The sequence below is a fragment of the Brevibacterium sp. CT2-23B genome (assembly GCF_013168765.1).
GTDB lineage: Bacteria > Actinomycetota > Actinomycetes > Actinomycetales > Brevibacteriaceae > Brevibacterium > Brevibacterium sediminis.
Genome location: NZ_JABBYK010000003.1, coordinates 1 through 14,126 on the forward strand (window position 1 = coordinate 1; position 14,126 = coordinate 14,126).

14 protein-coding genes are annotated in these 14,126 nt (G+C 65.0%); 10 read left to right on the forward strand and 4 right to left on the reverse strand.

Annotated elements, in window-relative coordinates:
• Positions 1-41: 41 nt before the first annotated feature.
• Both HIM68_RS08610 and HIM68_RS08615 read right to left on the reverse strand, forming a co-directional pair.
• Positions 42-1,721 (reverse strand): ABC-F family ATP-binding cassette domain-containing protein, encoded by a 1,680-nt coding sequence (locus HIM68_RS08610; RefSeq protein WP_137211322.1) that lies wholly within the window; start codon positions 1,719-1,721, stop codon positions 42-44.
• 104 nt (positions 1,722-1,825) lie between these two features.
• Positions 1,826-2,788, reverse strand: coding sequence for a DMT family transporter (locus HIM68_RS08615; protein ID WP_172171463.1), 963 nt, complete (start codon positions 2,786-2,788; stop codon positions 1,826-1,828).
• A gap of 196 nt (positions 2,789-2,984) precedes the next feature.
• On the opposite strand from HIM68_RS08615, the gene HIM68_RS08620 reads away from it, so the two are divergent.
• From HIM68_RS08620 to HIM68_RS08665, 10 genes are all read left to right on the forward strand, one after another.
• Complete coding sequence (locus tag HIM68_RS08620; protein ID WP_253903865.1) at positions 2,985-3,596, forward strand: CGNR zinc finger domain-containing protein; 612 nt, start codon at positions 2,985-2,987, stop codon at positions 3,594-3,596.
• Positions 3,597-3,611: 15 nt separating this feature from the next.
• On the forward strand, positions 3,612-4,316 hold the full coding sequence (locus HIM68_RS08625; protein ID WP_172171465.1) for a hypothetical protein: 705 nt from the start codon (positions 3,612-3,614) through the stop codon (positions 4,314-4,316).
• 234 nt (positions 4,317-4,550) lie between these two features.
• Complete coding sequence (locus HIM68_RS08630) at positions 4,551-5,309, forward strand: response regulator transcription factor (protein WP_039208507.1); 759 nt, start codon at positions 4,551-4,553, stop codon at positions 5,307-5,309.
• A 30-nt stretch (positions 5,310-5,339) separates the two neighbouring features.
• Positions 5,340-7,418 (forward strand): ATP-binding protein, encoded by a 2,079-nt coding sequence (locus tag HIM68_RS08635; RefSeq protein WP_367647482.1) that lies wholly within the window; start codon positions 5,340-5,342, stop codon positions 7,416-7,418.
• On the forward strand, positions 7,415-9,496 hold the full coding sequence (locus HIM68_RS08640; RefSeq protein ID WP_172171467.1) for a S1C family serine protease: 2,082 nt from the start codon (positions 7,415-7,417) through the stop codon (positions 9,494-9,496). Before HIM68_RS08635 ends, HIM68_RS08640 begins: the two co-directional genes overlap by 4 nt.
• Positions 9,497-9,724: 228 nt before the next feature.
• On the forward strand, positions 9,725-10,012 hold the full coding sequence (locus HIM68_RS08645; protein WP_172171469.1) for a WXG100 family type VII secretion target: 288 nt from the start codon (positions 9,725-9,727) through the stop codon (positions 10,010-10,012).
• 214 nt (positions 10,013-10,226) lie between these two features.
• Complete coding sequence (locus HIM68_RS08650; RefSeq protein ID WP_101543641.1) at positions 10,227-10,976, forward strand: PspA/IM30 family protein; 750 nt, start codon at positions 10,227-10,229, stop codon at positions 10,974-10,976.
• On the forward strand, positions 10,973-11,257 hold the full coding sequence (locus tag HIM68_RS08655) for a hypothetical protein (RefSeq protein ID WP_139468159.1): 285 nt from the start codon (positions 10,973-10,975) through the stop codon (positions 11,255-11,257). Before HIM68_RS08650 ends, HIM68_RS08655 begins: the two co-directional genes overlap by 4 nt.
• Positions 11,258-11,336: 79 nt before the next feature.
• Positions 11,337-12,248 (forward strand): zinc metalloprotease HtpX, encoded by a 912-nt coding sequence (gene htpX / locus HIM68_RS08660; RefSeq protein ID WP_101543644.1) that lies wholly within the window; start codon positions 11,337-11,339, stop codon positions 12,246-12,248.
• Between the two features lie 47 nt (positions 12,249-12,295).
• The gene (locus tag HIM68_RS08665; protein ID WP_139468158.1) at positions 12,296-12,895 is read left to right on the forward strand and encodes a hypothetical protein; all 600 of its coding nucleotides are present in this window, start codon (positions 12,296-12,298) and stop codon (positions 12,893-12,895) included.
• Between the two features lie 111 nt (positions 12,896-13,006).
• Here the strand turns inward: HIM68_RS08665 and HIM68_RS08670 are convergent, their stop codons facing one another.
• Both HIM68_RS08670 and HIM68_RS08675 read right to left on the reverse strand, forming a co-directional pair.
• The gene (locus HIM68_RS08670) at positions 13,007-13,225 is read right to left on the reverse strand and encodes an RNA-binding S4 domain-containing protein (protein ID WP_025780455.1); all 219 of its coding nucleotides are present in this window, start codon (positions 13,223-13,225) and stop codon (positions 13,007-13,009) included.
• Entirely contained in the window at positions 13,225-14,046 is an 822-nt protein-coding gene (locus HIM68_RS08675) for a hypothetical protein (RefSeq protein WP_139908947.1), read from the reverse strand. The genes HIM68_RS08670 and HIM68_RS08675 overlap by 1 nt, the downstream gene beginning before the upstream one ends.
• Between the last annotated feature and the right edge of the window lie 80 nt (positions 14,047-14,126).

Genomic DNA, 14,126 nt, shown 5'->3' on the forward strand with positions numbered 1-14,126 from the left:
GCGCCAGGTTGCTGGGCCGCCGTCAGGTAGTTTGGGGAGACTCACCTCCGGTCGCGAACCACGCGACCTTCGTCCCAGACCGGTGTTGTCGACTCATAGACTTCGCCGTCGGCCCCGAAGACGAGGAACCTGTCGAAGTCACGAGCGAACCAGCGGTCGTGAGTGACTGCCAATACCGTCCCATCGAACGATTGCAGCGCAGTCTGCAATGCCTCGGCGGAGACGAGGTCGAGGTTGTCGGTGGGTTCGTCGAGCAGCAGAAGGGTTGCGCCCGCGAGCTCGAGCAGCAGGATCTGAAAGCGCGCCTGCTGTCCGCCCGAGAGCGAATCGAAGGACTGTTCTGCAGCACCGGCCAGCTCGTAGCGGGCAAGTGCCCGCGAAGCCGGTTCTCGCGGCAGGCCTGCTCGATGTTCGTCCCCGCGGTGGAGGATGTCGAGCAGGGTCCGCCCGCGCAGATCCGGGCGGCCGTGCGTCTGCGCGAACCAGCCGGGGCGCACGCGGGCTCCGAGTCGCACTGTTCCGTCGTGGGCGACGGGTGCGATGTCGATGTCAGAGACCGGGCGGTGCTCGGGTTCGGGGTCGCTGCCGCCGGCTGCGAGCAGTCTCAGAAAGTGGGACTTTCCCGAACCGTTCGATCCGAGTACGGCGATCCGATCCCCGTAGTGGACTTCAAGGTCGAACGGCAGCATGAGGTCGGTGAGTTCGAGCTCATCGGCGACGATCGCGATCTTGCCCGTGCGTCCGCCGCGCAGACGCATTCCGAGGTTCTGCTCACGCGGAATGGCCTCGGGCGGGCCGGCGGTCTCGAAGCGCTCGAGACGAGTCTGCGCGGCTCGGTACCGCGAGGTCATGTCCGAGTTGTAGGCGGCCTTCTGCTTGTACATCTGCACCAGCGACCGCAGCTTCGCGTGCTCCTCGTCCCATCGCCTGCGCAGCTCCTCGAGCCGTTCGAACCGGTCCGACCGGGCTGCGTGGTAAGTGCCGAATCCGCCCGGATGCACCCATGCGGTGTTCCCCGCCGCAGAGAGCTCGACGGTGATGATCTGCGTGGCCGCCTGCGCGAGCAGCTCACGATCGTGGGACACGAAGAGGACGCTCTTGTCCGTGTCCTTGAGCTCGGCTTCGAGCCATCGCTTTCCCGGGACATCGAGGTAGTTGTCGGGCTCGTCGAGGATGAGGATGTCGTCGGGGCCGCGCAGGAGCGCTTCGAGCACGAGCTTCTTCTGCTCCCCTCCCGACAGGGTGGTGATCTTACGGTCCCGGCAGCGGTCGTACGACATTCCCAGCGCTGAGGTGGTGCAGGTGTCCCACAGCACCTCGGCATCGTATCCGCCCACGTCCGACCAATCGTTGATCGCCGTGGCGTAGTCCATCTGCACGGCCGTCGACTCGCTCTCGGGTCCGAGCAGCTTCTCTTCGGCCCGACGCAGATTCGCCGCCGCACGACGGATCGGCTTCGGAGCCAGTTCCTCGAGCGCCTCGGCGATGGTATCGGCGGAGATGAACTGACGCATCAATCCGATGCTGCCGGTATGCGAAACGGCCCCCTCATCAGGGACGAGCTCACCGGTGAGGATCCTCAGCACAGTGGTCTTGCCGGCACCGTTGGCACCGATGAGCGCGGATTTGGCCCCGCCCCCGACGCGAAACGACACCGATCCGAGCAGAGGCCTGCCGTCGGCGAGGGTGTAGGAGACATCGTTGATCTCGATATGGCCCATGTGGTCAACCTATCAACATCTCTTGCGATCGCAGATGTCTTCGAGCTACCTGACGGCGGGCCAGCAACCTGGCGCCAGGTTGCTGGGCCGCCGTCAGGTAGTAATTACGTGGTGATGAGGGAGGGTTCGGACTTGGCGACGACCTCGCGGCGGGCGACGCGGCGGGCCAGGCGGGACTCGCCCCACTTGATGAAGCCGACGCCGCCGAGGATGAAGACTCCGCCGAAGAGCTGGATCGGGGCGGGCATCTCGAAGAGGACCAACCAGGCGACGATGACGGAGAACGGGACCTCGACGAGGTTGACGAACGATCCGACCGTCGCCCCGACATAGCGCAGACCGAGGATCCCGGTGATGTAGGCGCCGACCGTGAAGACGACGATCATCGCCATCGGCACGACCCACGACATCGACACCCCGCCGAAGTCGACGTCCGCCGTCACCGCGTTCCACGGCATGATGCCGGCGAGCACGATGGCCGACATCGCCAGCGCCCCGATGCCCATGCCCAGACCGGTCAGCGCGACCGGTGGGATCGTGATCGTGTCCTTAGCGGAGACGAGGAAGTAGCTGGCCAGGCAGACCGCGGCGGCCATCGCCATGACCACGCCGAAGATGCTGATCGACGATCCGCGCAGGTTGAGCACGAGCAGGAGCCCGATCATGGAGACGACGACCCCGATGAATGTCACGGTCGCCGGCCGAGTCCGCGTCCGCGCCCAGATCCAGAAGACGATGAGCATCGGCGCGGTCATCTCCAGCAGCAGCGCCACGGCCACGGTGAGGTGTTCGACGGCGACGAAGTAGAACCCCTGGACGCCGGCCATCGAGACCAGGCCGTAGGTGACGACGGTGCGCCAGTGCGTGATCACTTCGCCCCAGCGTCCGCGCAGGGCGATGAGGGTGGGGATGAGCAGCAGGACCGCGGAGCCGGCCAAGCGGATGAGCACCACCGCGCCCGGCGTCCACCCGACCGCGTACATCGTCTTCGCGATCGGCCCCGACACTGCGAAGAAGAACGCGGAGGCAAGAGTGAGCAGGAACCCTGCGATGACGGTGCGATTCATTCCTGACCTCCTGATGTGGTGAAACGTTGAGTGGCGTACGAGGACAGACGTCCCCGAGGTGGTGGTGCGGTGTTGAGTTGGTGATGCGGTGCCGGATCATCCCCTCGCCGAGGCGGTCCGACGGCTGCCGGTTTCAGTATCGGCCCTGAAATTGAAATGGGTCAAGTGCATTTTGGTCCTTACATCCTGTGGCAGAATGTCATTCACCATGGCTTTCATCTACGACATTCGCGCGAACCTCACGATGCTCGTCGACCTCCTCAACACCTCCGGCGACATCACGGACGGCGGTGACGAACTGACGACAACCGCGAAACTCCGCGAATTCGCGGCCCGGCACGACTTCTCCGGACCTTTGACCGCCACCAGAAGCGACGTCGACGAGACCCTGGAACTGCGCCGCAGATTCGCCGCAGCACTGGATGCGAGCATCGACGCCGAGACCGACGACGAGGTCGAAGCGGGGACGATCGCGGTCGTCGATGAGATCAATCTCACACTGAGCGACTCGGGGTCAGTGCCGCAATTGGTCAAACACGACCACTGGGACTGGCACCTGCACGCGACCGGCGCTCAAGCCAGCCTGGCCGACCGAGTGGCCGCCGATGTCGCTCTGGTCCTCATCGACCTCATCCGCTCCGGCGATCTCGACCGGCTCGGCCGCTGCGCCGCCGAGGACTGCCGCGCCTATCTCGCCGACTTCAGCCGCAATCGCTCGAAGCGCTTCTGCGATACCGGCAGCTGCGCCACCCGCACTCATGTCGCAGCCTTCCGCGCCCGCCAGTCCGACGCCGACTCCCACATCTGACCCGAGGAGCCGCCCATGTCACTTCAGCCCTTGCGCATCACCGCCGGACGCAAGGTCGCCGCCGGCATTGCAGGCATCATCACCATGTCGGCCACGCTGACGTCGGGCTTCGCCATTGCGGTGCTGTCATTCCTTCCCGCGGATCCCGGAGGGCTGCTGAGCGAAAAAGTCGTCTTCAGCGCCCTCGCCGTCATCGTGGCCCTCGTCTCCGCCGCCATCAGCTTCCTGCTCGTACTCGCGGCCCTCGGCCGCTTCCGCACCGGCAGCAGCCTGTCCAGATTCTTCCGATACCAGCTGGCGGCACTCGGGGCCGGCGGCGGGCTCGGCCTCGGCTTCGTTCCCGCCATGACAGACGCGGCTCCGATCTGGTGGGTGGTTGCAATCGCCGCCGGCCTCGGACTCATCGCCGTCTGCCTGCTCACATTCCGTAAGGCCCGTTATCCGATTCTCGACCGCCCTCCCTACCCCAATGCAGCATTGGCCGAAGGCAGCGTTATCGACTACTGGTCCGGTTCCTCGGCAAGAGCACCGAGCCTGACCGTGGTTCACTTCGTCGATAACAAGGGCCGGGACCGCTGGGCCCGTCACCTCGTCCAGCAGGACCCGTCACTACGAGGCACTGTCGGCCAGGTGATCTATGACCGCCACCGCCCCGAGCGGGTTCGGCGCTTCGCCGTCACCCGGCAGCTCTTCGACCTCCGCCCGCCGCGCCCACGCTGAGCCGAACACCCATACTCAGCTGAACGCGCCCTCGCACATCCACCTCGGCGGGCAAATCTGAAAACAAACTGGTCACGACCACATTTTTCACTGAAATCAGGCCTTCATTCCTGAGAGCGAATACCCGATCCAGGACCCAAAAGGACTTTCCTGAGAGTTTTCCAGTGACGCATGTCACATTCGCATTCAGCTGACCTCCAGCCCACTCCCAGAAATGGGTCTCAGACTGGAGCCATGACTACAGCACAGAACGACACCGACATCGAAGCCACCCTGCTCGTTGTCGATGATGAGCCCAATATCCGCGAACTCCTGTCCACCAGTCTCCGCTTCGCCGGCTTCGACGTCGTCTCCGCCGCCAACGGCGCCGAGGCGCTGCGCCTCGCCGAGCAGACCGACGTCGATCTCCTCGTCCTCGACGTCATGCTCCCGGACATGGACGGCTTCACCGTCACCCGCCGTCTGCGCCAGATCGGGATGAACGCCCCCGTCGTGTTCCTCACCGCCCGTGACGACACCTCGGACAAGATCACCGGTCTGACCGTCGGCGGTGACGACTATGTGACGAAGCCCTTCAGCCTCGAAGAGGTCGTCGCCCGCATCCGCGCCGTCCTCCGCCGCACCCGCAATCTCGAGGACGAGGAGAACGCCGTCATCGTGGCGGGCGACCTCGAACTCGACGACGATACCCATGAGGTCCGCCGCTCCGGCATCCTCATCGACCTCTCCCCCACCGAGTTCAAGCTGCTGCGCTACCTCATGCTCAACACGAACCGCGTCCTGTCGAAGTCGCAGATCCTCGACCATGTGTGGGAATACGACTTCGGCGGAGACACCGGAATCGTCGAGTCCTATATCTCCTACCTGCGCCGCAAGATCGACGTCACCCCGGAGACGGATGCCGCCGGCCACCCCGTCGAGATGGAGTGGACACCGATGATCCAGACCAAGCGCGGGGTCGGCTACATGCTGCGCACACCGGAATCCAAGTAGTCGTCCATGCAAGGACGATAGATTACATACGTGGCAATAGAATCCCGTCCCTCCCGTCCCGGCTTCTGGGAAGAATGGTCTCTGACCACCAAGCTGCTGGCCATCATGATGCTGCTCATGCTGCTCGTCCTCACGGGGACGAGCGCTTGGGTGTTGGAGAACCTGCGCGACAGCCTCGTCCAGCGCACCGATGAACGACTCATCAGCGCCTCCGAGACCCTGGCGAAGCAGGCCTACCAAGATGTGTTCCAGAAGGCCGAACTCCAGTCCGGGGACGACGACGCCGAGGATGCGCCGTCGTCGACGACGATCGATTCGAATTCCTGGGATCAGCTCAAGAGCCTCCTGCCGGGCGGATTCTATGTGCAGTTCTACAACACGGACGGGGATCCGATCCGCGACCCCGTCGCCCCGGAGCCGCAGAACCATCCGATCCTGCCGAAGATCAACGAGAAGGAAGTCTATTCGCGCGGCGGCGAGCCATTCACCGTCGCCGGAACGAGTTCGCAGTGGCGGGCCCGGGCGATGAAGGTGAAGAACACCGACGTGCTCGTGTCCATCGCGGTGCCTTTCGACCGCGAAGTCGACAACATCAACGAGCGGGCCCGGAACACGATGATCGGCATCGGCCTGTTGGCCCTGGCGATGGTCGCCGGAGTCGGCTATTGGGCGATCAACAACACGTTCCGGCCGCTGCGCGATATCGAGAAGACCGCCTCCCGCATCGCCGCCGGAGACCTGTCCCAACGTGTGCCCAGCTATCCGCGCAACACCGAGCTCGGGCGGTTGTCGGCGGCACTGAATACGATGCTCGGACGCATCGAGGACTCTTTCGACGGGCAGACCCGCTCGGAGAAGCGCATCCGCCAGTTCGTCTCCGACGCCTCGCACGAGCTGCGCACGCCCCTGGTCACGATCCGCGGTTATGCGGAGCTGTACCGGCAGGGTGCGATCACGAAGTCCGAGGACGTCGCCAATGCGATGGAGCGGATGGAGTCCGAGGCCAAGCGCATGGGCGTCCTCGTCGACGATCTCGTCGTCCTGGCCAGGCTCGACGAGCAGCGTGCCGCCGAGATCGGTCCAGTCGATCTGCACAAGGTCGTCCGCGATGCCGCCGCCGATGCCGCGGCACAGGCCCCGGACCGCGATATCAGCTTCATCGGACTCGACGGTGAGGATGCCCAACCCGTGCCGATGATCCGCGGCTCCGAATCGAAGATCCGCCAAGTCATCGTCAACCTTGCCGGTAACGCCGTGCGCCACACTCCCGAGCATGCGGCGATCGAATTCGCCGTCGGCGTCGTCGGTCTCCCCGAGTCCGTCGACCCCGATTCCGCGGACACCGGCGAGATCCGCGAGGGCGGCGCCCGCGGCCAGAACGGTCGCAATGGTGCGAAGAACGGGGCGAAGGACAAACCCCGTGAACGCGGGTTCGTCACCGGAGGGGTCCGCATCTTCCGCCGAGGCGACTCCGCCGGACACGACCAAACCGACACCCAACCGACCCCCCGGACCGCCGCACAGTCCCCGACCAAGCCCGACCGTCAGGTGGGTCCCGAGAGTCCCGCCGCGAATGCGGAGCGGGGAGAGGGGCAGCACAACGGGCAGCTCAGGACACCGTCCGGATCGCAGTCGGCGCAACCCACCGGTCCTCAGAATTCCGGATCGCAGAGTGGGGCAGCGGACGATTCCCAGACTGCATCGCAGTCCGCATCGTCAGCCGGACCCCAGTCGGGACCTCAGTCCAAGGCTCCCGAGCCGGCGAACATCGTCCCCGATGTCACGGCGGCCGGATCGATCACGGTCGATGAGTCACTGCGAGGATTCCCCAACGGCAGGGTCCGCTTCGAGGTCAGGGACCACGGCGACGGTATCGACCCCGAGGTGGTTCCGCGCATCTTCGAGCGCTTCTACCGCCTCGACGTGTCCCGGACCAGGGACACCGGCGGATCCGGGCTCGGGCTGTCGATCGTCAAGGCGATCGTGGAGAACCACCATGGTGCGATCTCCGTGCACGAAACTCCGGGCGGCGGTGCGACGTTCCGCATCGACCTGCCCATCTCCGACAACGGCGAAACCACTGCGGACACGCGAAAGGATGAGCGATGAACGAGAACACCGACCCTCAGAATCCGGATGAGGTGTCCCGCAGCTCCCGATCGGATGATCAGACACCGCGTCCGTCTGAGAATCAGAGCAGCGGTCCCGCCGGCGGGGGACGTCGCAGCCCATCGGCCGGTGGCTACCGAGGGTCCGGAGCCGAGGTTCCGCGCACCTTCCCGTCCCAGCCCAACGGTCCTGCACGCGTCAGTCCACCGGTCGCACCGCCCGAGAGACGCCCCGACGTTCCGTCGACTCAGGCACAGAACCCTGTGGACGGTTCCCCTCACCGAGGCGGCTCTCCCTCCCAGCAGTCGTCCCCCTACCGGCCCGGCGGGCAGCAGGGTGGATTTGCCGGCGGAGGACAGGACGGACAGCCGGGTCAGCCAACCAGCCAACAGGGACGACCCCAGCAGCCGTCGCCGTATCAGCCGAACGTCCAGCCGAATCAGACTCAGCACCAATCTCCATACGGGCAGCCCCAGCAGAACGGTCCGCAGTCGTATCAGGGCCAGAACGCCAACGGACAGAACAGCACCGGCTCGTCTGCCACCGGCACCGGAGCCCCGGCAGGAGCCGGCGCAGCGGCAGGGGCCGGAGCAGCAGCTGCTGGCGCTGGTGCCTATCACGCCGGGGCGAACTCTCAGGGGACAGGTTCCGCCGACTATCCTGCCGCTCCTGGCCACCCGAACGGCCCCGGCAACCCGAACGGTCCTCAGAACCCGCAAGGTCCCGGGTACCCGAACGCTCCGGGCCAACAGCCTGGTTCCGGTCAGCAGGTCGCATCGAACCAACAGAACGCTCCCGGCCAGCCGACCGGCTCCAACGCCTACTCGGCGGCACCCGGCTCTGTCCCCTATTACTCGGAATTCTCGGCCGTCGGTTCCCAGCCCGGGCCCGGCGGACCCGGGAATCCCAACGGTCCCGGAGGCCCTGTCGGGCCGGACGGGTTCGGTCCGTACGGAGCTCAGCAGCCGCCTCGGCGAGAGAAGAAGGGACCCGGTTGGGGTGCGACGATCGCGATCGGACTGGTGGCAGCGCTCCTCGGTGGGGCTCTCGCTTTCGGCGGAAACTATGCGCTCTCGTCGCTGCAGAACGACGAACCGCGCAAGGTCGCCGAGGAGACGATCGAAACTCCTGATTGGACGCAGGTCGCGGAGAAGACCTCCGACAGCGTGATGTCGATCCAGGTCGGCACTCGAGGCCAGGTCCAGGGGCTCGGCTCGGGCGCGCTGTATGACGATCAGGGCCACGTCATCACGAACAACCACGTCGTCGCGCCGGCGGACACCCCCGACGGCGAGATCGCCGTGACCATGAAGAACGGTGAGACGACGGAGGCGAAGATCGTCGGACGCGATCCCTCGACAGATATCGCCGTCATCAAGCTCGAACAGGTGCCCGATGGTGTGAAACCGCTCGTCATCGGCGATTCGAAGAAGCTGACCGTGGGCGATCCAGTGATGGCCCTGGGCAACCCACTCGGCCTGGCCAACACCGTGACCACCGGCATCGTCTCCGCGCTCGACCGTCCGGTGTCGACGGAGAACATCGGCGACGATGCCTCCTCGCAGGAGAAGGAGATGACGATCACGAACGCCATCCAGACCGATGCGGCGATCAACCCCGGCAACTCGGGTGGACCGCTGGTCAATGGTGATGGCCAGTTCATCGGCGTGAACTCGGCGGCCGCATCGCTGAGCCAGGGCGAGGGAGGTCAGTCCGGGTCGATCGGCATCGGATTCGCGATCCCCGCGAACCAGGCCGTGATGATCGCCGATCAGCTCATCTCCTCCGGCAAGGCCCAGCATCCGTTCCTCGGCATCACTCTCACCGACGGGCACATCAACAGCGGCGGGATCAGCCGAGGCAGCGCCAAGGTGCAGTCCGTGGCCGGCGGATCCCCCGCGGCCAAGGCCGGAATCAAGGACGGAGACGACATCGTCGAAGTGGCCGGAACCAAGGTGAACAACGCCATCGCCCTGCGCGCCCTCGTCCGCGCCCAGCCGGTGAACACCCCGGTCGAGGTCACCGTGGTCCGCGGCGGAAAGGAACAGAAGCTCGACGTCACGCTCGTGCTGCAGTAGGCACGACGCCGAGGCGGTCCGCTGGCTCAGCGGTCAGCCGCCCGAACGTCCACCACTCAAGCGTCCGCACGTGGGGATCCGATCGTGACTCAGCCACCTGGAGGGTGTGGACAGCCGAACGCTGTCCACACCCTCTTTCCGTGCTCTTTCCCTCCTCTGTCGCGTCAGCCGACACTGATGTCGTCTCGCCCGACCGCGGCGGAACGTCTCTGACCAAGAGGAGTGATGATGAGTTTCGAAGTCGACGCCGAACGCGTCCAGTCCGCTGCCACAGCCGCCGCGAACACCTCCCGCAATCTCGTGTCCGAATCCGACACGATGATGCGCAATCTGCTCGCCCTCCAGGAATGCTGGCGCGGCAGTGCGGCCCAGAATTTCCAAGCCGTGGTCAACCAGTGGGAGCGTGCGCAGAAGCAGCTCATGGAATCGCTCGACTCCGTCCACGGAGCGCTCCACACCGCGGCCCGGCAGTACTCCGAAGTCGAGGCGGCGAACTCGCGTCTCTTCGCCCCCTGAGCCGATCGGATTCGAGCGCCGGGACCTCTGCCGCTCATCCCCGAGTTTCTGCGGCCGGGATCTGTTCGTTCTCGTAGTCGGCGTCTGGCAAACTATCAGCCTTTCTCAGTAGACTTGAGAGCGATAGTTCGCGGCGGTGTTGGCCAAGAATCTCCGGACCGGAGTGGATCGGGTTGGCAGCGTCGGGTCAAACCAATGCAGGAGTCGACTACGGATGAGTATCTTCCAACGGATCGCGACGATCTTCGGTGCCAAGGCCAACAAAGCTCTGGACAAGGCCGAAAACCCCAACGAAACCCTTGACTATTCGTACCAGAAGCAGCTGGAGCTGCTGCAGAAGGTCCGTCGTGGTGTTGCCGATGTCGCCACCAGCCGCAAGCGCCTCGAGCTGCAGATCAACCAGCTCGAACAGCAGCAGAACAAGCTCTCCGGTCAGGCCGAGAAAGCCATGCAGATCGGTCGCGAAGACCTCGCTCGCGAGGCCCTGACCCGCAAGTCGGGGCTGACCCAGCAGATCACCGACCTGCAGACCCAGCACGAAGGACTGCAGGGCGAGGAGCAGAAGCTCACTCTCGCCTCGCAGCGTCTCCAGGCCAAGGTCGACGCCTTCCGCACGAAGAAGGAGACGCTGAAGGCCACATACAACGCCGCCGACGCACAGACCAAGATCGGCGAGGCGTTCTCGGGCATCTCGGAAGAGCTCGGTGACGTCGGACTCGCCGTCCAGCGCGCCGAAGACAAGACCGCGTCGCTGCAGGCGCGGGCCGGTGCCGTCGATGAGCTCCTCGCTTCGGGTGCCCTCGACGACGTCACGGGAACCCAGAAGGACGACATCACCGCCCAGCTCGACTCCCTCTCCAGCGAGAACGACGTCGAGATGGAACTCCAGCGGATGCGTGACTCCCTGCCTGCCGGGTCCGAGAAGCAGGACCAGAAGTCGCTCGAAGGTGAGGATCAGCAATGATCATCCGCATCATGGGCGAAGGACAGTTCGACGTCAAGAACGTCGACCAGGACCTGCTCCAGAAGTACGACAACCAGGTCGAAGATGCCGTCAACGCCGGCAACGAGGAAGCCGCCCGCACCGCGCTGAGCGCCCTCCATGACTACGTCACGGCCAATGGGCAGCCCGTTGCCGATGACTACCTCGGATCCTCCGATGTCGTCATCCCCTTCGTCGACGCCACCTTGGCCGAGATCGCCGAACTGCTCACCGGCGAGGGTTTCATCCCGGACCCGGCCTGAAACCACAGAGCACCGAAATGCACCCGGCCCATTGTCTTCGACAGTGGGCCGGTTCTGCCACTGCCAGAGAGGAACCCCGATGAAGAATCGCTTCGTCAAAGACAACGGACTGACCATGCGGATGGGATGGACGATCTTCCTCAACGGCCTCATCTATGTCGTCCTCATCCTCGCGATCTGGTGGATCTTCGGACAGAACATTCCCGGAGTCATCATCGCCGTCCTCATCAGCGCCGGCGCGTTCTTCTTCCAGTGGTACTTCTCCGACAAGATCGCCATGCGTGCCATGGGCGGACGGGAGGTCTCCCCCGAGGAGGCTCCGGAGCTGCATACGATCGTCGACCGACTCTGCCAGCTGGCCGATTCGACGAAACCCCGCGTGGCCGTCTCGAACTCTCCGATCCCCAATGCCTTCGCCACCGGCCGCTCCCCTGAGCGCTCGGTGGTGTGCGTGACCCGTGGTCTGCTCGAGAAGCTCGACCGTGATGAGGTCGAGGTCGTGCTCGCCCATGAGCTCTCACACGTCGCCCACCGCGATGTCACGGTGATGACAGTTGCCGGCGTCACCGGTGTCGTCGCCGCGCTGATGATGCGCGCCGGTTACTACATGAGCTTCGGACGGTCGAACAACAATAACAACGGCATTCCGATCCAGCTCCTCTTCATCCTCGTCGGAGCCGTCGTCTACGGGCTCTCGTTCGTCCTCATCCGCGCCCTCTCCCGGTATCGCGAGTTGGCCGCCGACCGCGCAGCGGCCATCCTCACCGGTGCACCGTCCACACTGGCGTCGGCGCTGACGAAGCTCAGCGGAGACATGGCCAAGATCCCGGAGAAGGATCTGCGGTCGTCCGCCTCGGCGAACCACCTCGCTCTCATCCCCGCCATCAGCGGAAAGGCCGCCTTCGGCCAGCTCTTCTCCACTCACCCCTCACTCGAGAAGCGACTGGAGCAGCTGGCCCAGATCTCCGCCCAGCTCTCCCGCCCCGAGTGAGCACCAACTGCACCTTTTGAACTGCGCACCACCGATATAGGAGTTCCATGGGATTCTTCGACGCACTGCTCGGCCGGTCCAAACCGAAGCGGGCCAACCTCGACGACCTCTTCGCCCTGCCTCCGGCGGCACTGACTCTGCAGGCCGCGACCGGCTTCACCCCCACCGGTGTCGGGGCCGTCGCCTTCCGTCAGGTCGAGGGAGCCGCGTTCCAATCCGCCGAGTCCGAAAGCGTCGCCCTCATCGGCTCCGACCCGGCCGCCTCGGTGAGGCAGGAGAACGACGGGTTCGGGTTCACGTGGCAGGTCGTGGCCGATGAGAACGCCGAGGTGGTCAACCTCGTCACGAACATCCACGCCGTGAACTCCGCGCTGGTCAATCAGGGCTTCGACACGATGCTGCTGTGCACAACCGTGTACTTCGTCCATCCCGATGGGCGTCGAATGGCGTTGGTCTACCAGTACAAGCGCGGGACTTTCTATCCGTTCGTGCAGTTGGGACCGAAGCAGCGGGACAATCCCCTGGAGATCCAGGTCAAGGGCATCCTCTCGAACGAGCTGCCGTTCGAAGAGGACACGTCGAACTGGTCGGCGCTGTGGGACGCCCCGGGCATCAACGACACCCCGGGAGCTCCTGAACTGCAGTAGGCAGTTCAGACCGAACAGAGAACAGTTCAGCCGGAACAGAGAGCAATTCAGTCCGAACAGACAGATGGAGGGCGTCCCTGCAGGGACGCCCTCCACTCATATCTGAAGCTGTCAGCCTTCCTCAGCCGCCACCTCGATGACTTCGCCGAGAGCTTCGATGCGGTCGCCGGGACGGATCGTGGCACCGCGGCGGGTCTCGACCTCGCCGTTGACGCTGACCTCACCGTCGGCGATCATGTCCTTGGCCATGGCACCGTGTTCGGCGATTCCGTGGAGTTTGAGCAGCTGACCGAGTCTGATCGACTCGCCGCGGATCTCGATCGTGTCCATCAGAACATGTCTCCGAATCCGTCGAACAGGCCGCCGCCGTCACCGCCGTCGCCTCCGAAGAAGCCTCCGCCGTCACCGCCGCCCATGTCTCCGCCCATATCGCCACCGGCGTCGCCCATGTCGCCGCCGTAGGCGCCGTCCCAGCCGCCGCCCATTCCGCCGAACATCATGGCACCCATGAGGACGCCGGGCAGCAGGCCGGAGCCGGCGTAGGAGTTGAAGTAGCCGCGGTTGTATTCGGCGTAGGCCGGCCCGGCCTCCCAGTAGGCGCGACGGGTGTGTCCGTCACCGGTGACGACCTTGCGCACCAGCGGATCGGCTCCGACGGCGACGCGCTCGGCGTCGGCAGCGCACACGGGTACGGGGCGCAGCTGGCCGCCGGCCGGGGCCCAGTCGATGTCTTCGACCGAGGGGCCGTGCTGCGGGTTGAAGAAGCAGGGCGGACGACGCACCGGCAGGGGTTTGCCTTCGACCCGGGCGCGAACGCATTTGGCGGCATAGCGGCCGTCTTCGAGCGCCTCGGTGACGTGGCGGATGTCAGTGGGTTCGGAGACCTTCTCGAGTGTCTCCTTGGCGACGTCGTACGAGTCGAGCGCCTGCTTGTAGTCCTGCGCTCCGCCCGTATCGAGGTCGACGCCAGCGGTGATGACATCGAGTTCGGCGACTTCCTCACCGAATGCGGTGACGTCCTCTTCAGCGGTCTTCTTCACCTGCTGAAGTTCAGCGGCGTGCAATTCCTGCTGCCGCTTCTTCTCCTTGCGGTGACCGATGAAGAAAACGGCCCCGAGAACTACGAGCAGCAACAGAAATACTTCAGTCACGATCCATGCCTCCCAGGCTAGCTTTGTCCTCGAACAGTATGCCCGATGAAACTGGAAGACGTCTGAGCCTGTGCCCCACA

Bases quoted from the DNA above. Each gene is read 5' to 3' on its own strand.
- HIM68_RS08610 (WP_137211322.1), bottom strand. From the start codon at position 1,721: ATGGGCCATATCGAGATCAACGATGTCTCCTACACCCTCGCCGACGGC.
- HIM68_RS08615 (WP_172171463.1), bottom strand. From the start codon at position 2,788: ATGAATCGCACCGTCATCGCAGGGTTCCTGCTCACTCTTGCCTCCGCG.
- HIM68_RS08620 (WP_253903865.1), top strand. From the start codon at position 2,985: ATGTCATTCACCATGGCTTTCATCTACGACATTCGCGCGAACCTCACG.
- HIM68_RS08625 (WP_172171465.1), top strand. From the start codon at position 3,612: ATGTCACTTCAGCCCTTGCGCATCACCGCCGGACGCAAGGTCGCCGCC.
- HIM68_RS08630 (WP_039208507.1), top strand. From the start codon at position 4,551: ATGACTACAGCACAGAACGACACCGACATCGAAGCCACCCTGCTCGTT.
- HIM68_RS08640 (WP_172171467.1), top strand. From the start codon at position 7,415: ATGAACGAGAACACCGACCCTCAGAATCCGGATGAGGTGTCCCGCAGC.
- HIM68_RS08645 (WP_172171469.1), top strand. From the start codon at position 9,725: ATGAGTTTCGAAGTCGACGCCGAACGCGTCCAGTCCGCTGCCACAGCC.
- HIM68_RS08650 (WP_101543641.1), top strand. From the start codon at position 10,227: ATGAGTATCTTCCAACGGATCGCGACGATCTTCGGTGCCAAGGCCAAC.
- HIM68_RS08655 (WP_139468159.1), top strand. From the start codon at position 10,973: ATGATCATCCGCATCATGGGCGAAGGACAGTTCGACGTCAAGAACGTC.
- htpX (WP_101543644.1), top strand. From the start codon at position 11,337: ATGAAGAATCGCTTCGTCAAAGACAACGGACTGACCATGCGGATGGGA.
- HIM68_RS08665 (WP_139468158.1), top strand. From the start codon at position 12,296: ATGGGATTCTTCGACGCACTGCTCGGCCGGTCCAAACCGAAGCGGGCC.
- HIM68_RS08670 (WP_025780455.1), bottom strand. From the start codon at position 13,225: ATGGACACGATCGAGATCCGCGGCGAGTCGATCAGACTCGGTCAGCTG.